The organism is Ruegeria sp. D7 (genome assembly GCF_056534355.1).
Map to the genome: position 1 here is coordinate 164,029 of NZ_JBQFPG010000006.1, position 25,316 is coordinate 189,344.

Here is a 25,316-nt window from a genome sequence, read left to right on the forward strand (position 1 = left end):
GTTATGTTAGCGGTATCTAGATTAACGTTTATATGAACCGCGCGTCCTGAACAGGACATCACATCCCTCGACCTGCTGGCCGTCCCATGTCACTGAATGCGCATTATAGTTGATCAGCACTTCGTGCGACTGCATCTCGCGCCGTCGCAGCCCTTCGGGCATCGGATGGAGCGCCAGATCCGTTTTCTGGGCCGCCATGGCTATGACGCGATCCCAAAGGGCCTCATCGGGGAACCCCGCCAAATACCAAAGACCGGCACCGCCATGCAACGCCGCAGTGCCATCTGCGAAAGAAAGCAATTTTTGCGCGGAGCCTGACAAGCGCTCAACCCAATGTTCCGCAGCACCACCCCCTTCGACAATACGGGTTACGCCGGGTGGCAAAGTTTCGATCAGATCGACATGGCTGCTGAGGCCATCAAGACCTGGGCGCCCCGAATCAGGGATCTGAAAATCTGCGGTGATTGCCCCGCTGCGCGGTCCCAGAACAGCAAGATCACACCCTTGTATTAGCCTTTGTTCAAGATCGCCTAGGGCAGCCAGGCCCGGTGCTAGGATCAGATTATAGTGCTCCTTGCCGACCTTGTCCTGAGGCACGAAATCCACCGACAACCCAGCGCGCCGCAGCGCGCGGTAGGCAGAGAATACGAGCCGGAAATAATCGAACCCCGCGCCCTGAGGCTGCGTTGTCCAGGCCCAGTCAGATGCATAATCGAAGACGATAGCAACCTGCGCATGGATAGGCTGAACCGTGCCTATCGCGGCCAGATCATCGGCGGTCTGACGCGCCTCTGCCAAACCGGGTGCTTCGTCGCCATGCGGGGTAAGTAGACCGGCATGCATCTGTTCCTGCCCAAATGGCGCTTGCCGCCAGCGGAAATAGCTGACCACTTCTGCCCCATGGGCCACCGCCTCAAGCGACCAGAGACGCACCATGCCGGGCAGGGGTGCCGGGTTGTAGGGGGCCCAGTTCACTGGACCGGGTTGCTGTTCCATGACCCACCAACGGCCTCGACCGACGGCGCGGTATAGGTCGTGGTGAAAGGCCTGCATGTCCGGATCACCCTGCTGCAGAAATGCAGTCTTGTGCGGCTCGTCCACTTCCAACCGATCCGACAGGAAGCCAATCGGATAGCTGTCCCACGTCGCGATGTCCAAATCCCTGCCTACATCGAAATGATCGAATTCCAGCACACGCCCCATGTAATTGTGCAGCAATGGTTGATCCGTTAGCGGCCGCAGCGCATCGACCTGGGCCTTGTTGAACGCCACCACTTGATCCGAACTGAACCTGCGAAACGCCAAGACGTGTGCCGGGTTGGGCTCGGTCACGGTCTGGTTCGGCAGCTCGATCTGATCGAAGCTGTTATATTCCATCGACCAGAACACATTCCCCCAGGCATCGTTCAACGCGTCGATCGAGTTGTATCGGTTCGCCAGCCAGCGGTGAAAAGCATATAGCGCCGCAGCACTATAGTTGAGCGTCGTATCGTGACAGCCATATTCGTTATCGATTTGCCAAGCGGCGATATACGGGTTGCGGCCATAGCGCTGACCCATGATCTTCGTGATCCGCTTGCATTCGTCGATATAGCCGGTGTGACTAAAGCAATAATGTCTGCGTGAGCCGAACTTGCGTAGATTGCCATCAGCATCCACAGCCAGCATGTCGGGATGCTTGTCCAGCATCCATCGCGGAGGTGTTGCCGTCGGGGTGCCCAGCACAATCTTCAGCCCTGCCGCACCCAAGGTTTCAATCGCGCGATCCAACCAGTCGAATTGCAGGTCTCCAGCCGTGGGTTCCATTCGGCTCCAGGCGAATTCGCCGATCCTGACCCATTTCAAGCCAGTCTCGACCATGCGCGCGGCGTCCTGAGCCCAGTTTTCTTCGGGCCAATGTTCAGGGTAATAGCAAACGCCAAGTTCCGGCTTCATAGTATAACTCTGTGTTCAGCTTGACCTTGCGCCACATTTGGCGCAGTGAGTGTCATGCCATTCGTCGGCGTTCTTGCAAGGGTGTCCGCGTCCAGCCCTTGGCGGGCGGTGGTGCAGAACAGTGTAGTCAGGTCATCACCACCAAAACTCGGGCACGAAGTGTGTTTGGCATCGAAGACGACAGCTTTCAGGAACTGACCGCTGGGCGTATAGGCTGCGACCCGGCTGTCACCCCATTGGGCGATCCAGATGTTTCCGGAGCGATCAACCACAGCGCCGTCCGGGTTCAGATCTTCGCTGCGCAGGTCAAGGAAGACCGCCGCTTTGCCTATGGGCCAGCCTGTCTGCGCGTCCAGTTCCCAACGCATGACCAGCTTGGTGGCGGTATCGCTGTAATAGGCGCAGGATCGGTCCGGCGCAAAGCAGATTGCATTTGAGATGGTGATATCTCGGACCAATGGCCGTAGCTCGCCATTCCAATAGCGATAGATCGAACCTGCGCCTACTTCTGCCTGTTTGCCCATGGTGCCAATCCAGAACCCGCCCCAAGGATCGGCGCGCCCATCATTGGATCGAGTCACCGGATTGTCGACCTCAAGCGGGGCGATCAAATCTTTGGCTCGACTCTCAAGCCCAAATCGCCACAGGCCGGTTTCCGACGCGATCAGCAAAGTGTCACGGTCTACCCATCCTGCGGCTGAGACATGTTCATCGAACGCCCAGCTACGCGCTTGTTCATTTTCTCGCGTCATCAGTCGTTTGCCGATGATATCGAACCAGAAAAGCTGTTGCCGTTCAGGGTGCCACAATGGCCCCTCGCCCAATTCGCAGGGGCGGTCGTCATAGACCTGACTCATCCAACGGCCTCATCATAGGCAGCAACGATTTGCCGGGCACGGTTTGCTATTTCTCCAACTGACATTCCGGGCTTATAGAGCGCAGATCCAATTCCGAAGCCGTCGGCGCTGGCCTCGATCCAGGCTCCAAAGTTCTCGGGGCCCGCACCACCCACCGCAAAGACCTGAGCACCCGGCGGCAAAACAGGGCGCAGCGCAGCCAACCCTGCAAGACCGGCAAGCGAACCGGGGAAAAGTTTTAACCCTGTAGCCCCAGCCTGGAGCGCTGCGAAGGCCTCGGTCGGCGTGAACACACCCGGCCAGCTTTGCAGCCCAAGCGCGACAGAGCGTTGGATTACGGACACATCGCAATTCGGCGAAACGATCAGTTTGCCCCCGACATCGGCAACCGTGTCAACCTGATCGGGGGTCAATACAGTACCCGCCCCAATAAGCGCGCGGTCCCCGATTTCCGAGGCGAGAACTTGGATACTTTCCAGCGGATCGGGAGAATTCAACGGAACCTCAATCCGGTCTATGCCCGCTTCCAACAGGGCGTGACCGACGGGTATTGCCTCGTCAGGGGTCAGCCCACGCAAGATGGCGATGATGGGGCGGCTCATGCGGTTTGCCTCGTTAATGTTCGGGCCTGCGACAGACCCGCAAGTGTTGCGATTGTGGCGTCTGCGGTTTCGACCATGGCACCTTGTTGCTGCAGGGCGGTCGCGTAGGCCTTGGTCAGACTTTCCGAGCCGATGATCGCCAATTGTTGGCCCAGCCAATAGGGCCGCGATGCGGCAAGCTCGGCGCCAATCAGGAACCCTGAAAGACGGGCGCGTGCAACGCTCTTGCTTTGACCGTGCAGCAAATCAGCGGCCCGTAGCCCGAATAGGCGCGCTGCCAGCTGCTCGGGTTTCGACAGCATGTCGGCAACCGCTTCGGTAAAACTCGCGTCGTTCCAGCCCTCGTCAATTGAATGCTGCAGAACGGATTGCCCGCGCAGCAGATCAAACAACTCGCCGGTCATGAAGGTTCGGAAACTGACCACCTCTCCGGCACTGATCTGGGCCCATTTTGTATGCGTGCCGGGTAGGCAAATCACACCGTCCCAATTCTGATGCGTGCTGAGGAACCCCGCGATCTGCGTCTCTTCCCCGCGCATCACATCGGGGGGGCTGTTCTGTCTCAGCCCAGGAACGACGAAGGCCCGAATACGCGGATCGGTGTTTGGAACGCGGAAGGGTACGACCGGAATCGGCTCGGATGGAACCGCAGAATACGGGGCCTCGACCCAACCCTGTCGTGCCCCAACCATTCCGCAGGCGATCACATCTACCGGTAGCCCGGGCAGCCAATCTTCGATCAAAGCCAGCAGGGCTGCCTGAAATCCTCCGCCGGCTGTGCGGGACATACCATCTGACGACGCGGCCTGTGCCAAAACGCTATCACCTTGCATGGCCCATGCCCGCAGATGAGATGTTCCCCAGTCAACAGCGATCCACTCAACATTCATAGCGTCACCCCGTTCCTACCACGCCGCCGTCAACCACCATGCACTGCCCGGTCATTGCACGGCTTGCGCTTGAAGCCAGAAACAGGGTTGGTGCGATCATGTCTTCGGGCGTCAGATGCTCTTTCAGGCTCTGGCGATCCATATGCGCAGCCAGATCTTCGGGTGTGGCCCACATGTCCAGCTGTTTCTGTGTCAGAACCCATCCCGGTGCCAGCGCGTTGACGCGAATTTTATGTGGCCCAAGTTCACGCGCCAACGAGCGTGTCATGCCGGTGATTGCCGCATTTGAACTTGTATAGATTGGATAACCTGCGTTCCCCATCAGGTAACTGATCGAACTGAAATTGATGATCGAACCGCCTTTGTCCTTCATCTGTCGCGCGGCTTCCTGACAGGCAAAATAGTAGGCCTTTAGGTTGACTTCGATCATCCAGTCCCAGAACTCGGTTGTAGTTTCTTCAAGTGAGTGCCGCTTGTCATTCGCGGCGTTGTTGACCAGCACTTTAATCGAGCCATGGGCTTCAGCTGCTTTGGCCATGGTGGCGTGCAACAGCTCGGTATCAGTCATGTCACCCTGTAGGAACAAGGGGGCGCGGCCGTGCTTGTCACGCATCTGTTCGACAAATTCACCGGCATCTGACCGACCGATAAAGGCAACTTTAGCCCCTTGGGCCATGAACCCGTCAGTCAACGCTGCACCAACGCCCGAACCGCCGCCGGTGATATAAACAGAGGCTCCGTTGAGGTCTTGAAATGTAGCAGGTTGATTCATCAGTGGCTCTCTCTCGTCACTAGGCGCGTGTCTTTGCCCACAAGGAAATCAAGGTCCGCGCCGCGATCAGCCTGCAACACGTGGTCGATATAAAGCTTCGCATACCCGCGCGAGTAATGCGGATCGTCCGGTTGCCACAGGGCGCGGCGGGCGTCCAGCTCCTTTTCGTCGACCAGCAGCTGCAGCTCGCCCTTGCTGGCGGACACGCGAATACGGTCACCGGTTTTGACCAACGCCAACGTACCACCAGCCTGAGCCTCAGGGCTGACATGCAGGATAACTGTCCCGAATGCAGTACCAGACATACGCGCGTCCGAGATCCGGATCATGTCGCGTACGCCGTCTTTGACCAGCTTGGCCGGGATCGGCATGTTCCCAACCTCGGGCATCCCTGGATAGCCCTTGGGCCCACAACCTTTGAGGACCAGAATGGTCTCAGGTGTTACTGGTAAGTCGTCGCGGTCGATATTGGCTTTCAGATCTTCGATGCTCTCAAAAACGTATGCTTCGGCCTCGGTTTCCAGCAGTGCATCTGTGGCCGCCGAAGGCTTCACGATTGCCCCGTTGGGCGCAAGATTGCCGTGCAGAACCCGCAGGCCTGCGGCGGGTTTTACCGGATCGTCAAATGGGCGGATGACGTCTGTGTTGAAACACTCAGCCCCTTCACAGTGGGCCGAGATGTCCTTGTTCAGAACTGTTCTTGCCGGGCGCAGGAAAGGTTTGAGTTCGCTCAGAACCACTGGCACACCGCCTGCATAACAGAAATCCTCCATCAGGTATTTGCCAGAAGGCATGCAATTGACCAGCAGGGGGATTTCCGATCCGATTTCAAAGTCTTTCAACGTCAAGTCGACACCCACGCGACCTGCAAGTGCCAACAGGTGGACCACTGCGTTTGTCGATCCTCCGACGGCTGCATTGGCGAGGATGGCATTCTCAAACGCCTCCTTGGTCAGGATATCTGATGGTTTGAGGTCCTCGTCCACCATCTCGACAATGCGCTTGCCGGTCAGATGCGCCAGTGCCATGCGGCGGGCATCAACGGCAGGCAGGGCGGCGTTGGTGGGCAGCGATATGCCCATCGCCTCAACCAATGAGGCCATGGTACTAGCGGTGCCCATAGTCATGCACACACCCGCGCTACGCGACATGCCTGATTCAGCGTTCATGAAATCCTGAAGTGTCATTTCTCCGGCACGAACAGCTTCGGAAAACTTCCAGACATCAGTGCCCGAGCCGATATCCTGACCCCGGTATTTGCCGTTCAGCATCGGGCCAGAGCTAACCACGATGGACGGCAAATCGACCGAGGCTGCACCCATCAGCTGCCCCGGGGTGGTCTTGTCGCATCCACCCAGCAGGACAACGCCGTCGATACCATAGGCGCGGATCGATTCCTCGACATCCATCGCCAGCAGGTTGCGAAACAGCATGGCGGTGGGTTTCATCTGGGTCTCGCCCAGCGACATAACGGGGAATTCCACTGGAAAGCCGCCCGCCTCCCACACGCCCCGTTTCACGCCTTCGGCTAGATCACGAAGGCCCGAATTGCAGGGCGTCAGTTCCGACCATGTGTTGCAGATGCCGATGATGGGGCGCCCGTCAAAAGCGTGATCCGGAAAGCCCTGGTTTTTCATCCAGGACCGGTGAATGAACCCGTCCTTATCGAGTTTTCCGTACCAATGCTGTGAACGGCGTTTCTTGGTCATTATTGGCTCTGTCTGTCTGGCGTTGGAATTGAGTGTTTTTTGAGAAGACGAAGATTAAGCTGCGCGGGCGGGGCGGCACCAATCTGGCAGCCAATCGCCATGGGCAGAAAGCAGATCGGTGACGAGGCCGCGAATTTGGCGCAGATCCAGCTCGGCCGCAGTATGGGGATCCATCATTGCGGCGTGATAGATGTATTCGGGGTTTTCTTCGGTCAGCGCGCGAACCGTTAGCTCTTGTACGTTGATCTGGGTCCGCATCAACGCGATCAGTTGTGGCGGGATATCCGTGACCACGGAAGGCTGGACGCCATTCGAGTCAACCAGACACGGCGTTTCAACCGCTGCACCTAGGGGTAGTTGCGGAATCTGACCCGTATTTGGCAGGTTGCCGTAGGCTGTGTACGGTGTGTCTGTCACGATTGCGTTCATAAGGTCGGCGGCGAATTCATGGCTTCGGGTTACTTCGATGTTCCGACCATCTGTCAGGGTCTTTGCCTGTTCCTTCCAATTGGCCACCTGCTCGACACAGCGGGTCGGGTATTCGTCCAGCGGTATGCTGAACTGTTCGATCAGGTCATTGCGACCGTCTTTGATGAACCAAGGAACGTATTCTGCAAAATGCTCGGAACTTTCGGTGCAGAAGTATCCAAGATGGTCCATCACTTCGTACCGGACTTTGTTTGGACAGCGCGGCATTAGCAGCGGAGGCTTGGGTAAATGCCCGGCGCGATAGCCCTGACGCAAAGCCGGATACAGATCGCGGCCTTCATGCTCGAGCTTGAGGAAGAACGCGACGTGATTGATACCGGCAACTTTGTAGCGAAAGTCCGCCTTGGGCAGGTCTAGATCATGCGCCAGTTCTTCGACCGTGTTCTGGACAGAATGGCACAGGCCGACATGTTTCAGATTAGGGAAGCGCTCAGCCAGAGACCAGGTGTTGATGGCCATCGGATTCACGTATTGCAGCAGCGTTGCATTGGGGCACAACTGCATCATGTCCTGCGCGACGCCCCACAGAACGGGTACAGTGCGCAGGCCGCGCATAATGCCACCAACACCCAGCGTATCGGCGATAGTCTGACGCAGGCCATATTGTTTTGGGATTTCAAAATCTGTCACCGTGCAAGGCTCATACCCGCCAACCTGAAAGGCAGTGATCACGAAATCTGCGCCGTCCAGCGCCGCGCGACGATCCGTGTGGGTTGAGACGGTTGCAGCCGTGCCGACTGAGCGGATCATGGCCTTGGCCACAGCCTCGCTTTCAGCCAAGCGCACCGGATCGATATCCATCAGCGCAAAGTGGCTGTCTGCAAGGGCAGGGGTGAGCAGGGCGTCGCCCACGATGTTCTGCATGAAGATCGTGGAACCTGCACCTACAAAGGTGATCTTGGTCATGAGGTAAACCTCTGGTTTGACGTTATTTTACGGCACCGAGGGTCAGGCCCGCGATGAAGTGTTTCTGCATCAGGAAGAACATGGCAACCGGCGGCAGGGCTGCCACTATAGAACCGGCACTCATCAACTGATAAGCAGCGCGAAATTGCGCGTTAAAGCTGGTGATCCCGGCTGTCACGGGCTGGCTTTCGGCCCCTTGGGTCAGAACAACAGCCCAGAAATAGTCGTTCCAGATGAAGGTGAAAATCAGGACACTGAGTGCGGCGATGGCCGGTTTCATCAGTGGTAGAACGACGTACCAGAAGATTCGCCATTCGCTAATGCCCTCGACCCGTGCGGCCTCGATCAGTTCGAATGGCAGGGCGCGGATGAAGTTGCGCATGAAGAGCGTGCAGAACCCGGTCTGGAAGGCGATGTGGAATAGCACAAGCCCTGTTTTGGTGTTGTAAAGGCCCAACTCCAGCGTGAGATCGCGCACAGGGACCATCAGGATCTGGAAGGGTACGAAATTGCCCGCCACAAACATGAAGAAGATCCAGAGGTTCGATTTGAATTTGTAGATCCCCAGCGCGAAGCCTGTCATGCAACTGAGCGCAACGGCCCCGATTACCGTTGGTACGGTGATCAGGAACGAGTTCATCAAGTAACGTGGCATATCCGAATTGAAAAAGACCTGACCATAGTTGAACGCGCCCTCAAAACTGGACGGCATCCCCCAGTAATTCGCATTGGTGAAGTCTGCGGCTGGTTTGACCGAGAAAAGTGCGACCGCCAAAAGGGGCCCCAGCCATAGTAGCAGTGCCAGAGGCAACATCGCCTGATAAGTGATCTGTGCCGCACGGGGTTGTTTTTCGATCGGTTTGGGAAACATCTCAGTGCCCCCTTTCTTCGCGGTACATCGACCACAGGAAGTAGGCGATGAAGCAGAGCATAATCAGGAACAGGATCACAGCGATAGCTGCGCCATATCCCATGCGGAAGCCGTATTCGGACAGCGCGACCTCGAACATGTAGTAGGCCAGCACGCGGGACGAGCCAAAAGGACCGCCCTGTGTCATGATCGAGATCAGGTCAAAGCTGCGCAGCGCGCCGATGATTGTCACAACGAATGCGATGAAGGTTGCCGGGCGCAGCTGCGGCAGAATAATGTGCCACAGCATTCGCCCACCTTTTGCGCCGTCCAGACGCCCGGCTTCGATCTGTTCGGGGTCGACGGCGTTAAGGCCGGTGAGGTAGAGGATCATGCAATAGGCCGTTTGTGGCCATAGACCTGCGAAGATGATGCCGTAGGTTACGAAGCGCTCATCCCCCAGCACGTTCAGTGGACCGAGGCCAAAGAGGCTTAGGAATTCGTTTAGAAGGCCAAAGGTTGGGTCGTAGAACCATGTGAATACTAGCCCAACGACGACCTGAGAGATGACGAAGGGAAAGAAGAACAAAGACTTGTAGAGGCGGATGCCCCAGACCGTCTGGTTCAGGAACAGTGCAATAAACAAGCCTGCAGGGATTGCGGCCAGATACAGGATCAGCCAGATCAGGTTGTTCTTGAGCGAGATGTAGAAAGCGTCGCGGTCCACCCATTCCCAATACAGATCTTCATAGTTTCGAAAGCCGACATATTCAGCTGCACCTAAACCGTCCCATTCATAAAGAGACAGATTGAAAGACTGAAAGACCGGGATGATCACATAGACCATGAAGAACAACAGACCCGGAGCCAAAAACAGCCAGGGCGCGATGCGCTGTTGGTTTCTGTGGAACCAGCTTTCTTGCTCGGGGGCGTCAACGGCAGCGGTCATGGGCATCTCGGATCTGGTGGGTGAAGGCGGGCTGAAGCCCGCCCTACTATTGTGCAAGGTGTAGGCCGGGCTTCAGCCCGACCCTGGACAAGATTTAGTTGTCGTAGATGCGCTCGCGCGCACGTTCCAGCTTGGCCAGAATCTTGTCAGCGTTGTCCGGCTTGACCATGAATTCCTGGAAGCCTTCCATCGACACTTTTGCCATTTCCGCTGGTGCGTCGCGGTCCCAGAACTGTGCAACACCGCCGGGGCTGTTAGACGATAGCATGACAAAGCCCTGCTGCAGAAACTTGTCGTCGTCCACTGCGGATTGCGCGTTCACAGGCAACTGGCCGAGGTTTGCACCGTTGTTGATTTCGGTCTGTTCGTCCGCAGACACTGCGAAACGCAGGAACTCACGCGCGGCTTCCTTATTCGAGGCATTGGCCGGGATATGGAACGTATCGGTCGGCGCGTCTTCAGCCAGTTCAACATCGGGGTTGATGGCGACAAACTGATAGAAGTCCAACTGATCGTCGGTTAGGCCTGCTTCACGCAGCGGAGCCACAGCGAAGTTACCCATCAGATAGGCGGCGGCCTCACCGTTGACCATAAAGGGCAGGGCTTCTTGCCAGCTATATGTCTGGTGGTTGTCAATGAATGCGCCCATGTCGATCAGCTGTTTCCAGTTGGCGAAGGTCTGCTTAACCCGGTCGTCTTCCCAGCTGATCTCGCCATTTGCGAGTTGATTGTGAAAGTCGAACCCGTTGGTGCGCATGTTCAGATAGTCAAACCAGCCACCTGCTGTCCACAGGAACTTGGTGCCGATGGTATAACAGGCGCGGCCGGAATCGACGATCTTCTGGCAGTTGGCCAGTTCTTCTTCCCAAGTGGTCGGCTCGGTCAGACCCAGCTCATCAAAGATGTCTTTGCGGTAATAAACGCCCCATTGATAGTAGGTGTACGGAACGCCCCACTGTTTGCCATCAATGGTCATCGCACCTTTGGTCGAGGCCAGATTGTCGGCGATTTCAGGTTCAGCCCACAGGTCCGAGACGTCTTCGAAAAGACCCGCTTCAACATAAGGCTTCATCCGGTTGGCTGCATACCAGGTGGCAACGTCTGGCGTGTCAGCCGTCAGGAAGTTGCGAATCTGGGTCTTGTAGGCCTCACGGTCGATCACGGTGGTTTCAATTTCCAGACCGGGATGTTCGGCCGCGAATCGCTCGATCATCGCTTCCATCGTCGCGCGCGGCGCCGGGTTGGACGTATCGAGGAAGATTCGCAGCTCGCCGGTCAGCTCTGCCGCGACGGGCGCAGCAAGTGCCACACTGGCAGCCAAAGCAGCCGCTGTGCGCTTGAACATGGAATGCATAGTTTCCTCCCTAAAGCTTCCATATTGGTCTCAAATATTGAAACCATGTTTTATATATTGAAAACTACACATCGACTCGGCTACTCTTGTCAAGACCCTCGTGCCCAAAGCCGAGGGAAAGTGGAGGAGAACAGGCACCCGTGGCAGGTGACGGAACAATAGGAAAAGCATGTGACGTGCTGGAACAGGTCGCGGCCTTCGAACGCCCGGTGCGGTTCGGGGAATTGCTGGAACGCAGTGAATTTCCCAAGGCGACGCTATACCGTTTTCTGCAGTCGCTAACCAATCAGGGCATGCTGCACTACGAACCGGAACGGCAGACCTATTCGCCAGGTATGCGATTGGTGCGACTGGCGCATTCGGCATGGACGCATAGCTCATTAGCTCCAATTGCGCGGCCTTTCCTGGACGCTCTCAGCGCCGAGACAGGGGAGACCGTGCACTTGGCGCAACTTGATTCCGGGCAGGTGCTTTATGTGGATAAGCGCAACGCGCAACGACCAATTGAGATGTATTCTGAGGCCGGCAAGGTCGGCCCGGCCTATTGCACAGGCGTTGGCAAAGCGATGATGGCCTATTTGGACGAGGCACAGTTGGAAAAGACGATCTCGCAACAAAGCTTTCATCGGTTCACTGACAAGACCTTGGCCTCGGAAAAGGCATTGCGGGCTGATCTCGTTAAGATCCGCAGCCGTGGTTACGCAGTTGATGATGAAGAGCATGAGCCTGGCATCATCTGCATTGCCTGCCCGATTCTGACTAACGGGGGCCGCATGTTGGGGGCCCTCTCGGTGACAGGATCGACTGGGCGAATGGATTTCGAACAATTGCAATCTTGGGTGCCGCGCGTCCGGCGCGTCGCTGAACAGATCGGCACAGAAGCACAGGCGTGGCGGTTCCCCGAGGGCCAACAGAATAGGATGCAAGCAACATGACAGGTGTAACCCTGAAAGGCGCGATCAAACGGTATGGCCAGACGCAGGTCATTCACGGGATTGATCTGCAGATTGAAGATGGTGAGTTTTGCGTGTTCGTGGGCCCCTCGGGCTGCGGTAAGTCGACGCTGTTGAGGATGATCGCGGGTTTGGAAGAAACCTCGGACGGGGAAATCCATATCGGCGCACGTGAAGTCACGCATGTGGATCCGGCCAAACGCGGAGTGGCGATGGTTTTTCAAACCTATGCGCTCTATCCCCATATGACCGTGGCCGAGAACATGGGATTTGGTCTGCGGATGAACGGTGTTGCCAAGGCCGAGATCGATCAGAAGGTTCAGGAAGCGTCAAATATTCTGAAGCTCGACCAATATCTTAAACGCAAACCCAAAGCATTGTCGGGTGGTCAGCGTCAGCGGGTCGCGATCGGGCGTGCCATTGTGCGCGGCCCCGAGGTTTTCCTGTTCGACGAACCGCTCTCGAATCTGGATGCAGAACTTCGCGTGGAAATGCGGGTTGAAATTGCGCGGCTTCATCAGGAAATCGGTGCGACGATGATCTATGTTACGCACGATCAGGTTGAGGCGATGACCATGGCCGACAAGATCGTGGTATTGCGCGACGGTCGGATTGAGCAAGTGGGAGCCCCTATGGACCTGTATCGCGACCCCGACAATAAGTTCGTGGCGGGTTTCATCGGGTCTCCTGCAATGAACTTCCTTGAGTGCGATGTCGTGGACGGCATGGTGCGGCACCCTGCACTTACTGATGATGTCCCGGTCACCGAGAGCGTTCCCAAAGGAGCGACGAAAGTAACATTGGGTATTCGCCCCGAGCATATTCAGGTGGATCGAAACGGTGACACCTGCACAGTTGATCTGACCGAAGCGCTCGGTGGCGTTTCATATTCTTATCTGCTGACGCCAAATGGCGATAAGCTGATTGTGGAAGAACGGGAAGACCAACGCAGTACGACCGGTGACCGCATCGGGCTTTCGGTTCGTCCTGAGCGTGCGATGCTGTTCGATCCCGAGACGGGTCAGCGGCTGCGATAGGGCTTGCCAGACCGGATCTGTTTTGCATGACTGCGCATTATCCATCGGCTTTTCGGAGGCTTTATGCGCAGTTCCAAAACCATCCATGTAATCTCGGCCCATGCTGAAGGCGAAGTGGGCGACGTTATCGTCGGTGGTGTCGCTCCGCCTCCGGGAGAGACGATATGGGACCAAAGGACCTTTATCGCTGAAGACCAGACATTGCGGGATTTCATGCTGAATGAACCTCGCGGCGGTGTCTTTCGCCATGTGAATCTTCTGGTTCCACCAAAAAAACCCGAGGCGGATGCAGCGTTCATCATCATGGAACCAGAAGACACGCCACCGATGTCAGGCTCCAACTCGATTTGTGTCTCAACGGTTCTGTTGGACAGTGGCATTCTTCCGATGCACGAGCCTGAAACCCATCTGACATTGGAAGCCCCAGGAGGGTTGATCCGCGTCCGCGCCGAATGCCGAAATGGCAAGGCCGAACGTATCTTTGTGCATAATGTGCCAAGTTTCGTCGACAAGCTGGATGCTCGGATCGAGGTTGAGGGCATCGGGACGTTGCGCGTGGATACCGCGTTTGGTGGCGACAGTTTTGCAATTGTCGATGCCGCCGATCTGGGTTTCGAGCTTACCCCTGATGAAGGGGCTGATCTTGCAAGGATTGGCGCGCGTATCACCGATGCCGCCAATGAGCAGCTTGGCTTCGATCACCCTAGTAAAGACTGGAGTCACATTTCGTTCTGCCAGATTGCAGGCCCGCTCGATCGTCAGGGCGATATTCTCATCGGACGTAATACTGTCGCCATCAAACCGGGTAAGCTGGATCGTTCACCTTGTGGCACCGGTGCTTCAGCGCGGATGGCGGTTTTGCTGGCCAAGGGAGAAATGACGATGACCGACCGCTACCACGCGCGTTCAGTCATCAACAGTGAATTTCGCTGTCGTATCGTAGAGCGGCATGATCTGAACGGCCGCGTGGCGATCACCCCGGAAATCTCGGGGCGAGGCTGGATTACGGGTACGCACCAGCACATGTTGGACCCCGATGACCCATGGCCTGGCGGCTATCGCCTAAGCGACACTTGGGGGGCATAAGCCGGGGCCAAACTCGACCCCGTACTTTTCTTAGGTTTCAACCTTCGAGACTGAACATCAATCGTGCGGTCACCGGTACGGTGCGGGTGATGCTGGGTAGTTGCGCCAACTCCATCAGCTTGTCTACGCCTGCCGAAACGCCCGCATCCTCGGTGCTGATGAACACCATGTCGTTGGTTGAAACCATGACGGTATCTTCGGCCACACGCAGGACAAACATATCGGTGTAGAATTCCACCTCGGTCCCCGCCAGAGCCAGCTTCGCATCCACCTCAATCGTGTTACTGGCCCCCACATCCAGTTTCGACACTTGGTCCATATCAATATTCGCGCTCAATGTCGCGGTCGCGGCCTTGCGAAACACATACTCGATCATCCTTTCGTTACGGATGTCGATATTCGTTTCGACCGACGACAGATCGATATCGATACTAACCTTGCCATCTTCGCTGACATGACCCGAAAGGTTGGTGAAAGAATTGACCTCTCCAACATCATCGATCTTGACCGTTCCATAAGCCAGATGAGACGCATCCGGGTTTAGTGTCCAATCTGCAGCCAGACCCGGGCCTGCAATAATAGCCGACGCAATCGTGATTGTTTTGAACAGAAGTTTCATTTCTTTCCTCCAGGATCTATGACAGTTCTGACCAAGCGGGCCCGGTCCCATGTCAAAGCAAACACACACAGGTCGCGTTTTATTCGATGAGTGTTGAGATGAGCACCGAACAAGCCGTGCGCGGCGCAATCCAGACCCACTCGAAACGGGTCTGGCGGTTTGGGCTGGCTTTGTCGGGTGCGTCGGACGTTGCGGATGATCTGTTGCAGGCGACGGCATTGCGTGCGTTGGAGAAGCACCACCAGGTCACCTCGTATGAACGGCTGGACAGTTGGCTGATGACGATCTGCCGTTCAATCTGGCTGAACGAGATACGGGCGCGATCCGTAAGAAAGGCGCAGGCGCTTTCAGTCACGCCCGAGGCGGAATTAGTCGCGACAGGGCCTGATTCAGAAACGAATATTTTCGCCGCTCAGGTGTTTACTCAAGTGATGCAGCTGCCAGAGGCGCAACGTGAAACGGTGATGCTTGTGTTTGTCGAAGGCTACAGCTACCGCGAAGCTGCGGATATGCTGGACGTACCCATCGGCACAATCATGAGCCGGCTTTCCAATGCCCGGCAGAAACTGAAAACCGTTATGCAGCACGATGCGGCTGACACCGTGCAACGGAGTGGCAAATGAAGTTTTCCGACGAAACACTTCTGGCCTATCTGGAAGGCAGCCTCGATGAGGCCGAAGCCCGCGCCATCGAAGACGCGGTGGCCGAGGATTCTGCACTCGAACACCGTCTCATGGCGCTCGACCCATTTGCCCAGGTTGTGCAGCAGGCTTTTGAAGGCATTCCAACTGAGGCGCCTTCGATCGATCTGCCCATTCCGAGCGCTCAACAATCCAATGCCGGACCGCTCCGTTTGCTGATGGTCGCAGCCTCAGTTGCTGTTATTGCTGCGTCTGCAACATTCTGGGCCACGCGACCACAGGCATTGGGCTGGGCGGAGCAGGCTGCGATCTATCAATCGCTTTATTCACCGGACACGATTGCCGATCTGGACAATTCTCAGCAAACGCTGGACGCGCAGTTTGTTCAGGCCGAGGCTCAGTTGGGTCGTTCACTGAACCGGGACGTGTTGGAAACTCTGCCGGGCCTTGATCTGAAACGTGCTCAGGTACTGTCGTTCAAAGGTAAACCTTTGGTGCAGGTGGTCTTTGCTGACGCCCAGGGTAATCCGGTGGCGTTTTGTGTGATCCGGCAAGGCGCGGGAGCACCGGTCAAGGATGTGAACCTTGCGGTGCTCAGTGGTCTTGCGACAGCGACATGGGCGAATGATGGCTACGGCTATATGCTGTTGGGTGGAGATGCGCAAACAGACCTGAGTGGAGAACTAAGTGTTTTGACCGAGGCGTTCTCAGGCTGAGCGACAAGAATCCGCAAAACCACTTGTGAACCGCGGTAAATGCCCGAAGAATACCCGACATGAAGCCGAACCCTCAGATACCGGACCCGGATGATGAGGCCTTGGAAGAAGGGCCGCGCAGCATCTATGACGCCGATCCGCCGGAAGACGACGATTTGTGGTTCCTTCCGCCCGACGGCGAAGAAGACCCGGGAGAATTTCTGCCCTCTGTACCGAGACCGGACCAGCGTTTGCTGTTTGACCCAAGGGACTGGCGTGCGGCCCAATCCGAGTTATCAGCTGAACTTGCCGATCTGGCCGTGACATTTGGAGCTCTGGATGAACGTTTGCGCGCGGGTCCCAAGGGGTGGGGTCACCGTCTGGCCCTGATGGAGGTCTCGGATCTGGGCTGGTGGACGGGCGATCGGATCAGCGTCGACCGCCTTGCGCTTTGGACCGGTTTGCGGATCGGAGCAACCGGTGATGATGTGCAGGCTTTGTATCGGGCGGGATGGGCAGTGAGGCGGCTGTCGTCGGGTGCTGCGCCATCAGAGGGCGGCTGGGATGCGGGGCTGACCGCTTTTCTAGACCGTCAGGCCCAAGGTTTCGAAGATACACCCGAAGCAGTGATTGATCTGGCGGAAACCATGCGAAATGTCGCCGGTTTGCACCCGGTTACCCAGGCCGCCATCGGATTTCACGCGTGGCGCGCGTTGTCTCCTGGCATAGGACAGGATACCGAGGCTGCGGTCATCGCGGCCCGTCATGCCTCCGCGATGGGTCGAGGTGGCGCATTGTTCATGCCGCTTTCTCTGTCGGGCCCAGGTGCATTGCGGGGGGCAGGATCGTTGGACGAGAAACTTTCGGCCTGGATTCAGGGGGCAGGTCAGGCCTCACTTGCGGCTTTGCTGCATTTGGACCGGATCAGCGCTTGGGAAGGGCGCGCCCGCGACGCCATTTCGGACCTAAGCGGTCGAATCCCACCCGTGCTGATTGATGCATTAACGGCTTGGCCGATGGTTTCCGCCCCGCTGGCCGAAGAACTGACCCATGCCTCGCGTGCAGCGGCACAGCGAAATCTGGACAAATTCAGCGATAGGGGGCTAATCCGCGAAGTAACCGGGCAGGGTCGATATCGCGTATGGACGGCGGCCTTGTAACTGGCCTTGATCTGCCGCTTTCACAAAGAGTGAAATGATAGGGTTGTTAGCTGGGTTCCTGGTATCGATCTTGGGTACAGGATAAGACAGATCTTTGCGTGTTGTCTGGATCGGTCAGAAACCAATTTGCAAGAACGATAACCGTCCGGGCGATGGCCCGAACGGTCTTTATTCAGTACCAACGTCCGACTGCGATCACTGTTGGCGCTATACTGGTAGCGTCCAAGGATGGAGCCATCACCTGATACGTCGCTTGAGTTTCTGAAGGTGCGTCAAACCCCATAAATCGGCCAATACCGCCGCCGTTCCCGCTGAGAGCGGGAGAACTGCTGTCAGCAAAGGCAATAGGGAAATCCCAATTGGCGGTACCGCTGGCGAACATACTACCAGTTGCGGTCGTGCAGGCCACCGCACTTAGAACGGCGGTGCAAATCTGGGTTCCGTCAGCAAAGCGCGTGTAGTCACCATTTGCATTGCTGCCCCTCTCGATCACCGCTCCGCTGGGTACACCGCTGCTTTCGGATACGGTGCCCAGCACATTGCCCGGTCCGTACCCGTAATCTGCCCGCATCAGGCGACCCGAGGTGGTGTCATCGGCGCTGCTTTGCACAGCCGCTCCGCTGGCTGTTCCGGTTGTGGCGTCAAACCGCAAAGCATCGACCCAGCTTCCGCCATCCTGCGAGACCTTGATTGAAAAATTTGTATCGCCGGATAGGCCCATTTCGGCATGGCCGGTCCAGTTCGATTGAAACAGCAGCGAGGCAGTATCACCGGCACCAGCCTTGTTGATCTTGAGTTGGTGGCCAGCGCCCTCATGCGTCAACAAGGTGGCAGGGCTACGTACGGCCAGACGGTTTGTGCTGTCTGATCCGGTTGCGATGCCGATCCCGGAAAGGTTCTGTGTATTGACCGGCGGGTCGATCCACGCTGACCCGTCCCAGACTTTCAACAGCCCTGCATTTTGATCCCAAGCCCGCCAGCCCATGTCGGGCGTCAAGAAATGCCACCCGTTGTCCAACCAAGCCGCCAGTTTTCCATCCTGTCCGGACCATGCCCCGGTCGGAGACGTGCCCAATGCATAGGTTTCACCCTGATCAGGAGCAGCTGGTGGGATCGTCGCGTTAACGGACGCAACGCTTAGCTGCACCACCAGATCTAGCGCACGCAGAGCTTCGTTATGGGTCACATGTTTTTGGGCCTGCGCGGGTTGCAGATAGGGCAGATTTAGACGGGGAGAGTTCTGTGGCATGGGCATCCTCCTGTGGTGTCGGTCCGATGATGATTGCGCGCCACACTGCCGTGATGTGCGTAAATCCCGCCTGACCCAGCCGAACGCCCAGGTTTCGAATTTTTAAGATTTGGTCTCAGATATATGGAGACATCTGCCTTGCAGATGCCCCAAACTTGGATCAGTTCTTGAAATCAGATCTCAGTCACGCGCGTAGACATCTTCGTAGCGAATAATGTCATCTTCACCCAAATAGGTCCCGGTCTGCACCTCGATAAGAACCATTGGCACTTTGCCTGGGTTTACCATCCGGTGCACGGCCCCGAGCGGCACATAGACGGATTCATTCTCAGACACGAGCTGTACCTTGTCGTCAATAGTCACCTCGGCGGTGCCTTCCACGACAATCCAATGCTCGGACCGATGGTGATGCGATTGCAAGCTCAGCGAAGCGCCGGGGTGGACGTGAATGCGTTTGACCTGAAACCGATCGCCGATGACGAGGCTTTCGAACCATCCCCAAGGGCGATGATCAACGGGCAATGCTTCCGCCTGCTTGGCGCCTTTTGCCTTCAATGCTGCGACGGCCTGCTTGACGTCTTGCGCCCGGTCCATGCTGGCGACCAAAACCGCGTCAGGCATAGCCACGGTGATTACGTTCTCTAACCCCATTGCAACAACTTCTTGCGCGGGCGATTCAGAACGCACCAGCACGTTTCGACAATCTATGGCGGTCACTTCGCCGGCAGTTGCAACGCCGTCCGGATCGGGGTTGCTAAGCTCTTGTACGGCAGACCAGCTGCCCACGTCTGACCACCCGGCGGCATAAGGGACAACGCTGAGATTGTCGGCCTTCTCCATAACCGCATAGTCGATAGAGATGTCCTGAACCGTCGCCCAGGCCTCGGGATCTAACCGCAGGAAGCCCAGATCACACTGCGCATGCGCAACCGCCTTCTGAACGGGCGCAATTAGATCATGTGCATGCTGGTCGAACGCCTCAAGGATATCTCGGACTGCGAACAAAAAGATGCCCGAGTTCCAAAGATAACTCCCTTCAGCCACCATTGCCTTGGCGTTTTCAAGATCGGGTTTTTCAACGAACCGGTCAAGTTGCACAGAAGCGCCTGACGAGTCCGGTGCTTGGGCGAGCTTAAGGTAGCCATATCCGGTTTCGGGTCGGTCGGGTGTGATCCCAAACGTCACCAGATCTCCACGCTCGGCTATTGTGCGGACCCCTTCGGCGACGGCCGCATGAAAGGCCGCACTGTCTGGAATGACGTGATCCGACGCGGCCACCAGCATCATCGCGTCGGGGTCAGTGGATGAAAGGTGCAGGGCAGCGGCCAGCACTGCAGGTGCAGTATTGCGTCCTTCGGGTTCGATCAAGATCGGACCCGGATCGACTCCGATGGCCATCAATTGTTCAGGGACAACAAAGCGGAAAGCCTCGTTGGTCAGGATCAGAGGTTTGGCGTAAGGCGTGTCGGTCGGGCCTTTCAACCGCTCGGCACATTGCTGCAGCAGGCTGGTTTCACCAATCAGCGGAACAAACTGTTTGGGGTAGCTTTTACGCGACAACGGCCAAAGCCGAGTACCGGATCCGCCACATAAAATTACAGGATAGACCATGCTCACGGTGCCTGCCCCTTCTGAACCTTTTAGCTTAAACTATTGAATTGAAATCGGAATAGCTGACACAACTAGGCCTACTGCGCGGCCCGATCAGAGGCTACGACTTCATGCAGATATTGGTTTAGGTCGTCGCGCAGATCATCGCGGGCCAATGCGAACGAGACCGTTGCTTGCAGAAAGCCAGCCTTTGAACCACAATCGAACCGCTGTCCATCAAACTTGTAGCCAAAAACAGGAACACCATTGCCTATATCCTCGGCAATTGCGTCGGTCAGTTGGATTTCGCCGCCACTTCCCTTCTTTTTCTGGTTCAGATTGTATAGAACCGAAGGACCTAAGATGTAACGACCGATCACCGCTAGATTGGATGGCGCGTCCTCGGGTTTCGGTTTTTCAACCATTCCTTTGGCACGGACAACCGTTCCAACATTCTGGCCGGTATCCAGAATACCGTAGGAGCTGGTTTTTTCGTTGGGAACTTCCATCGCGGCGACCATGTTGCCGCCGGTTTCCTCATAGGCTTCGACCATCTGCTGTAGGCAGGGTTTGTCGGCGGCAATCACATCGTCGGGCAGCATCACGGCAAAGGGTTCATCCCCGATCAGTCGACGGGCGCACCAGACCGCATGCCCCAATCCCAAAGCCTTGTGTTGACGGATATAGGCAATTGCTCCGCTTTCCATATTGGTTGCGTTCAATACTTCAAGCAGTTCGTCTTTGCCCTTGGATTTGAGGTCCTGCTCCAGCACGAGATTGTGATCGAAATAGTCCTCAAGCGCTGATTTTCCGCGCGATGTCACGAAGATGAATTCAGTGATCCCGGCCGCACGCGCTTCGTCGATGGCATATTGGACCAGTGGACGATCAACCAATGTCATGATTTCCTTTGGCACCGACTTTGTCGCCGGAAGAAACCGAGTGCCCATTCCCGCTACGGGAAATATCGCCTTGGTGACTTTGCGTACCATACTACCTCACTAATTCTTTATATTGCCGACGACTCTCGGTGATGCCGGAGCCCCACATATAATCTAAAATCCTACCAATCAATCGCACCCGGCTGGTCAGTTACGGGTTCGCTGGAATCTGCCATTAACTTAAGGGCAGAGTCAAAACGAAACACGACCGAAAGCTGGATCAATGAACCAATCCACTAATCACTTTTTCAATAAAGTTTAAAACGCGCCCGATAGATTGGATCGGGCGCGTAAGCTTATGCATTGGCCATAATCGCCTCAAGCGGATCGTGTTCGGCGACGAAGTGATCCGGGGCAATCTCACTGAGTTGAGGTACATAGTCGGTCTCACCCATAGACAATCTGCTGGGCAAAAAGCGCAAAGCTGCTTTCGGATCCATGGGAGAAGGCAATTCTCCAGGCAGTTTAAGCCGTTGGCGGCTGCGCTCGACATCCGGATCAGGGATCGGAACCGCCGAGATCAGGGACTGAGTGTAAGGATGTTTCGGTTCGGAGCAGATCACTTCACCATCGCCCAATTCAACGATGCGGCCCAGATATAGAACCATGATCCGGTTCGAAACCGCACGTACCACAGACAAATCATGGCTGATGAAGATCATCGATAGGCCAAACTCTTGTTGCAGTTCACGCAACAATCCTACGATCTGGGCTTGAATGGACACATCCAGCGCAGAGACTGCCTCGTCACAGATAATCAGTTTTGGTTTGTTGATCATGGCACGCGCGATTCCAACACGCTGGTTTTGCCCCCCGGATAGTTCGTGCGGATATCGGTTGATCATGTTGGCCTTCAAGCCAACACGCTCCATCATCTCGGCGACCAACTCTTTGCGTTCCCGCTCGGTCAGATCCGGGCGATAGGTTTTCAGCGGTTCCGCGATCGAGGCCGAGATCGTCATCCGTGGATCAAGGCTCGCCAGCGGGTCCTGAAACACGATCTGCAGGTCCTTGCGGTACTTGTTCAACTCGGCCCGTTTCAGCCCGACGATCGGATGCCCCAGCCAGCTGACATTACCCGCGCTGGGTTCGATCAGTTGCAGCACAGCCCGGGCCAGCGTGGATTTGCCACAGCCGGATTCTCCAACAACACCCAGGGTCTCGCCCTTTCGAATGTCGAAACTCACGCCATCTACGGCTTTCAGCGGCACCTTATGTCCAAAAAGACCGCCCGAGACATGGATCGGGAAATGCACCTTGACGTCATCCACTTTCAGTAACGGTTCTTCCGTCTGCGTAAGAGCTTTCGGAGCATCGCCCGCATCAATTCGCGGCATAGCCTCAAGTAGCGTTCGGGTATAATCATGCTGAGGAGAACGAAAGACTTCGCGCGTGTCACCGGCCTCGACAAACTCACCCATACGCATGACTTGAATATTGTCGCACATGCGCGCAACAACGCCCATGTCATGGGTGATCAGAGCTATGGCCGTACCTTCATCCTTTTGCAACCGTACCATCAGGTCCAGAATGTCGGCCTGAACGGTCACATCCAACGCGGTTGTGGGCTCATCCGCAATCAGCAACTTGGGATTGCACAGCATCGACATGGCGATCATCACGCGCTGGCGCATGCCGCCAGACAATTCATGTGGATATTGATCCAGCCGCCGTTTCGCTTCGGGGATGCGAACGCGATTCAGCCAGTCAAGGCAACGTTGGCGGGCAGCCGAGCCCTGCAAACCTTCGTGAACCTGTAGCACTTCGCGCATCTGCTGGCCGACCCGCAGATGTGGGGTCAGGGCGGTCAGCGGATCCTGAAAGATCATGCCGACGTCTGAGCCACGGATCTTGTTGATTTTGTTCACAGGTAGATTCAAGATTTCCTGACCATTCAGCAAAGCAGAGCCAGACGCATGGCCAGCGGAGGGCAACAGCCCCATTGCTGCCATGAACGTCTGGCTTTTGCCTGAGCCACTTTCGCCGACGATACCCAGACATTCGCCGTGATTAATATCGAAACTGATGCCCTTTACAGCTTCAACCACGCCGTCGGGTGTATCAAATCGAACGCTCAGGTCCTTGACGGAAAATAGACTCATATCAGCGATCCTTCGGGTCCAAAGCGTCGCGTAGCCCGTCACCGATGAAGAACATGGTGATGATGATGGCGACATAAAAAGTAAGAGGGAACATCAGCTGCCAGAGCGTGCCATACGCCATGGTGCCAGCCCCTTCGGCAATCAGCCGGCCCAACGAGGTGTAGGGTTCCGATATTCCGAGGCCCAGGAACGAGATGAAGCTTTCCGTCAGGATCATCTCGGGCACCAGTAACGAAGCGTACACGATCACAACGCCCAACAGGTTGGGCAGAATGTGACGGTACATGATGGTAAATTCGCTGACACCGGCGGCGCGCGCGGCTTCGATAAACTCGCGGTTCTTGAGGGTCAGGGTTTGCCCACGAACAATCCGTGCCATCGTCAGCCAACCAACAGCGCCCAAGGCGATGAACAGCATGAAAAAGGATCGTCCCGCCACGACAAGCAGCAAAATGATGATCAGTGTTGCCGGAATTGCAAGCAGGATGTCCACGAACCGCATCATGGCACTGTCGGTGCGCCCGCCAATATATCCAGCGGTGATGCCATAGCAGGTGCCGACGATCAGAGCGGTCGCGGCCCCGATCAAACCGACCAGCAGCGATGTGGTGGTGGCCTGAATGACACGGCTGTATAGGTCGCGCCCCAGATCATCGACGCCGAAATAGTGTCCGGTTTCGATGGATGGCATCCCCATGCCGCGCACGTCCCCCATGACGTTCCAATCGATCTCTTCATTGTTCCAGACCGCGAAGTAAGGCCCAACAATCGTGAACAACACGATCAGACCCAAAATGAAAACGCTGGCCATTGCGGCCTTGTTGCGGACAAAACGTATCCGTGCGTCCTGCCAAAGCGAGCGCCCCTGAATGACCGTGTAATCAGTGATTTCCTCGGCCAGATGGGCGGCTTTTTGTGATTTTCCAAGCATTGCCTGCCCCTCAGTATCGGATTTTTGGATCGAACCAGGCATAAGCCAGGTCGGTCAGAAGGTTCACAACCACGGTCAACGCGCCGTAAAGAATGGTGACCCCTAGCAGCACAGCATAGTCGCGAGACAAAGCCGAGCCGACATAGGCCTGCCCCAGACCACCGGTTGAGAAATAGATGTCGACAAAAACCGAACCGGTCAGAACGTAGACAAAAACCGGCCCGAGGTACGAGACAACGGGAAGCAATGTCGGCTTAAGCGCATGGCGCCAGATCACGGTTCTTGTCGGCAATCCCTTGGCCCGTGCAGTTCGAATGAAGTTCGAGTTCAGAACCTCCAGCATCGATGACCGCGTAATCCTTGCGATTGAGCCCATGTAGGAGGTCGCCAACGCAATCACCGGCATCACCAGATACTGCCATTGACCGCCATGCCAGCCGCCACCCGGCAGCCACCCCAACCACAGGGTAAAGGTCAGGATCAGGATCGGCCCCATGATGAAGTTCGGAAGCGCCTGAGCGGCGATACCCAGACCCACCGCAAAGTAGTCAATCCAGCTGTTGTGTTTGATTGCAGCGGCAATTCCCAGCGCGACGCCAACGGATGTTGCCACCAGAAAGGACAACGAACCATAGGTTAGCGAAATCGGGAAACCCTGCGCGATGATGTCGTTCACATCCCGATCCTTGAATTTGAAGGACGGTCCGAAATCAAAATGCACCACGATGTTGTACAGATAGTCCCAAAGCTGTTTCCACAGCGGTTGGTCCAATCCATAACGCGCCTCGATATTGGCCAGAACCTGCGGCGGCAATGGCCGTTCCGAGGTGAATGGCCCGCCAGGCGCGATGTGCATGAGGAAAAAGCAGGCGACGATCAATAACAGGATCGTCGGAATAGCGACCAGCAGCCGCTTTATACTGTAGGCAAGCATTTCATGCCCCCCGTGTTTATTGGCCCTGCCCCGGATGTCTCCGGGGCAGGGCGTGGTTCAAAGAC

At 56.4% G+C, this 25,316-nt stretch carries 23 protein-coding genes; 6 read left to right on the forward strand and 17 right to left on the reverse strand.

Annotated elements, in window-relative coordinates; translation table 11 throughout:
- Positions 1-21 precede the first annotated feature (21 nt).
- The 10 genes from ACRZ9U_RS11040 to ACRZ9U_RS11085 form a co-directional block, all read right to left on the reverse strand.
- Complete coding sequence (locus ACRZ9U_RS11040) at positions 22-1,935, reverse strand: beta-galactosidase (protein ID WP_170407753.1); 1,914 nt, start codon at positions 1,933-1,935, stop codon at positions 22-24.
- Complete coding sequence (locus ACRZ9U_RS11045; RefSeq protein WP_170407757.1) at positions 1,932-2,792, reverse strand: SMP-30/gluconolactonase/LRE family protein; 861 nt, start codon at positions 2,790-2,792, stop codon at positions 1,932-1,934. The genes ACRZ9U_RS11040 and ACRZ9U_RS11045 overlap by 4 nt, the downstream gene beginning before the upstream one ends.
- Positions 2,789-3,394, reverse strand: a complete 606-nt coding sequence (locus ACRZ9U_RS11050; RefSeq protein ID WP_480901831.1) for a 2-dehydro-3-deoxy-6-phosphogalactonate aldolase — start codon at positions 3,392-3,394, stop codon at positions 2,789-2,791. The genes ACRZ9U_RS11045 and ACRZ9U_RS11050 overlap by 4 nt, the downstream gene beginning before the upstream one ends.
- Positions 3,391-4,284: a 2-dehydro-3-deoxygalactonokinase gene (locus ACRZ9U_RS11055; protein ID WP_170407763.1), complete on the reverse strand. Its 894-nt coding sequence runs from the start codon at positions 4,282-4,284 to the stop codon at positions 3,391-3,393. The genes ACRZ9U_RS11050 and ACRZ9U_RS11055 overlap by 4 nt, the downstream gene beginning before the upstream one ends.
- Positions 4,285-4,288: 4 nt before the next feature.
- On the reverse strand, positions 4,289-5,056 hold the full coding sequence (locus tag ACRZ9U_RS11060) for an SDR family oxidoreductase (RefSeq protein WP_170407766.1): 768 nt from the start codon (positions 5,054-5,056) through the stop codon (positions 4,289-4,291).
- Positions 5,056-6,765: an IlvD/Edd family dehydratase gene (locus ACRZ9U_RS11065; RefSeq protein ID WP_170407768.1), complete on the reverse strand. Its 1,710-nt coding sequence runs from the start codon at positions 6,763-6,765 to the stop codon at positions 5,056-5,058. The genes ACRZ9U_RS11060 and ACRZ9U_RS11065 overlap by 1 nt, the downstream gene beginning before the upstream one ends.
- Before the next feature lie 54 nt (positions 6,766-6,819).
- Positions 6,820-8,160 (reverse strand): alpha-glucosidase/alpha-galactosidase, encoded by a 1,341-nt coding sequence (melA, locus tag ACRZ9U_RS11070; protein ID WP_170407771.1) that lies wholly within the window; start codon positions 8,158-8,160, stop codon positions 6,820-6,822.
- Between the two features lie 22 nt (positions 8,161-8,182).
- Positions 8,183-9,031 (reverse strand): carbohydrate ABC transporter permease, encoded by an 849-nt coding sequence (locus tag ACRZ9U_RS11075; protein ID WP_170394442.1) that lies wholly within the window; start codon positions 9,029-9,031, stop codon positions 8,183-8,185.
- 1 nt (position 9,032) lies between these two features.
- A complete protein-coding gene (locus tag ACRZ9U_RS11080; RefSeq protein WP_170394445.1) occupies positions 9,033-9,959 on the reverse strand; it encodes a carbohydrate ABC transporter permease in 927 nt (308 codons plus the stop codon).
- 94 nt (positions 9,960-10,053) lie between these two features.
- Positions 10,054-11,313 (reverse strand): ABC transporter substrate-binding protein, encoded by a 1,260-nt coding sequence (locus ACRZ9U_RS11085; RefSeq protein WP_170394448.1) that lies wholly within the window; start codon positions 11,311-11,313, stop codon positions 10,054-10,056.
- A gap of 140 nt (positions 11,314-11,453) precedes the next feature.
- Between ACRZ9U_RS11085 and ACRZ9U_RS11090 the strand changes: the two genes are divergently transcribed.
- The 3 genes from ACRZ9U_RS11090 (at position 11,454) to ACRZ9U_RS11100 (ending at position 14,389) form a co-directional block, all read left to right on the forward strand.
- The gene (locus ACRZ9U_RS11090; RefSeq protein WP_170394450.1) at positions 11,454-12,248 is read left to right on the forward strand and encodes an IclR family transcriptional regulator; all 795 of its coding nucleotides are present in this window, start codon (positions 11,454-11,456) and stop codon (positions 12,246-12,248) included.
- On the forward strand, positions 12,245-13,303 hold the full coding sequence (locus tag ACRZ9U_RS11095) for an ABC transporter ATP-binding protein (RefSeq protein WP_170407775.1): 1,059 nt from the start codon (positions 12,245-12,247) through the stop codon (positions 13,301-13,303). The genes ACRZ9U_RS11090 and ACRZ9U_RS11095 overlap by 4 nt, the downstream gene beginning before the upstream one ends.
- A 63-nt stretch (positions 13,304-13,366) precedes the next feature.
- Positions 13,367-14,389, forward strand: a complete 1,023-nt coding sequence (locus tag ACRZ9U_RS11100; protein ID WP_170646941.1) for a trans-3-hydroxy-L-proline dehydratase — start codon at positions 13,367-13,369, stop codon at positions 14,387-14,389.
- 37 nt (positions 14,390-14,426) lie between these two features.
- On the opposite strand, the gene ACRZ9U_RS11105 is transcribed toward ACRZ9U_RS11100, so the two are convergent.
- A complete protein-coding gene (locus ACRZ9U_RS11105) occupies positions 14,427-15,008 on the reverse strand; it encodes a YceI family protein (RefSeq protein ID WP_170635849.1) in 582 nt (193 codons plus the stop codon).
- 98 nt (positions 15,009-15,106) lie between these two features.
- Between ACRZ9U_RS11105 and ACRZ9U_RS11110 the strand changes: the two genes are divergently transcribed.
- From ACRZ9U_RS11110 to ACRZ9U_RS11120, 3 genes are read left to right on the forward strand one after another with little or no spacing between them, the layout of a single operon-like run.
- Positions 15,107-15,631 (forward strand): RNA polymerase sigma factor, encoded by a 525-nt coding sequence (locus tag ACRZ9U_RS11110; RefSeq protein WP_255612221.1) that lies wholly within the window; start codon positions 15,107-15,109, stop codon positions 15,629-15,631.
- The gene (locus ACRZ9U_RS11115) at positions 15,628-16,365 is read left to right on the forward strand and encodes a hypothetical protein (RefSeq protein ID WP_170407787.1); all 738 of its coding nucleotides are present in this window, start codon (positions 15,628-15,630) and stop codon (positions 16,363-16,365) included. The genes ACRZ9U_RS11110 and ACRZ9U_RS11115 overlap by 4 nt, the downstream gene beginning before the upstream one ends.
- Positions 16,366-16,424: 59 nt before the next feature.
- A complete protein-coding gene (locus ACRZ9U_RS11120; RefSeq protein WP_170407790.1) occupies positions 16,425-17,504 on the forward strand; it encodes a helix-turn-helix domain-containing protein in 1,080 nt (359 codons plus the stop codon).
- A gap of 172 nt (positions 17,505-17,676) precedes the next feature.
- Here the strand turns inward: ACRZ9U_RS11120 and ACRZ9U_RS11125 are convergent, their stop codons facing one another.
- From ACRZ9U_RS11125 to oppB, 6 genes are all read right to left on the reverse strand, one after another.
- On the reverse strand, positions 17,677-18,753 hold the full coding sequence (locus tag ACRZ9U_RS11125) for a DUF2793 domain-containing protein (protein ID WP_170407793.1): 1,077 nt from the start codon (positions 18,751-18,753) through the stop codon (positions 17,677-17,679).
- A gap of 180 nt (positions 18,754-18,933) precedes the next feature.
- A complete protein-coding gene (locus ACRZ9U_RS11130) occupies positions 18,934-20,364 on the reverse strand; it encodes a mannose-1-phosphate guanylyltransferase/mannose-6-phosphate isomerase (protein WP_170407890.1) in 1,431 nt (476 codons plus the stop codon).
- 77 nt (positions 20,365-20,441) lie between these two features.
- A complete protein-coding gene (gene galU, locus ACRZ9U_RS11135; protein ID WP_170407796.1) occupies positions 20,442-21,335 on the reverse strand; it encodes a UTP--glucose-1-phosphate uridylyltransferase GalU in 894 nt (297 codons plus the stop codon).
- A gap of 245 nt (positions 21,336-21,580) precedes the next feature.
- On the reverse strand, positions 21,581-23,386 hold the full coding sequence (locus ACRZ9U_RS11140) for an ABC transporter ATP-binding protein (protein ID WP_170407799.1): 1,806 nt from the start codon (positions 23,384-23,386) through the stop codon (positions 21,581-21,583).
- Between the two features lies 1 nt (position 23,387).
- Positions 23,388-24,317: an ABC transporter permease subunit gene (locus ACRZ9U_RS11145; protein WP_170407802.1), complete on the reverse strand. Its 930-nt coding sequence runs from the start codon at positions 24,315-24,317 to the stop codon at positions 23,388-23,390.
- A 10-nt stretch (positions 24,318-24,327) separates the two neighbouring features.
- Positions 24,328-25,251: an oligopeptide ABC transporter permease OppB gene (gene oppB / locus ACRZ9U_RS11150; protein WP_170394485.1), complete on the reverse strand. Its 924-nt coding sequence runs from the start codon at positions 25,249-25,251 to the stop codon at positions 24,328-24,330.
- Positions 25,252-25,316: the final 65 nt, after the last annotated feature.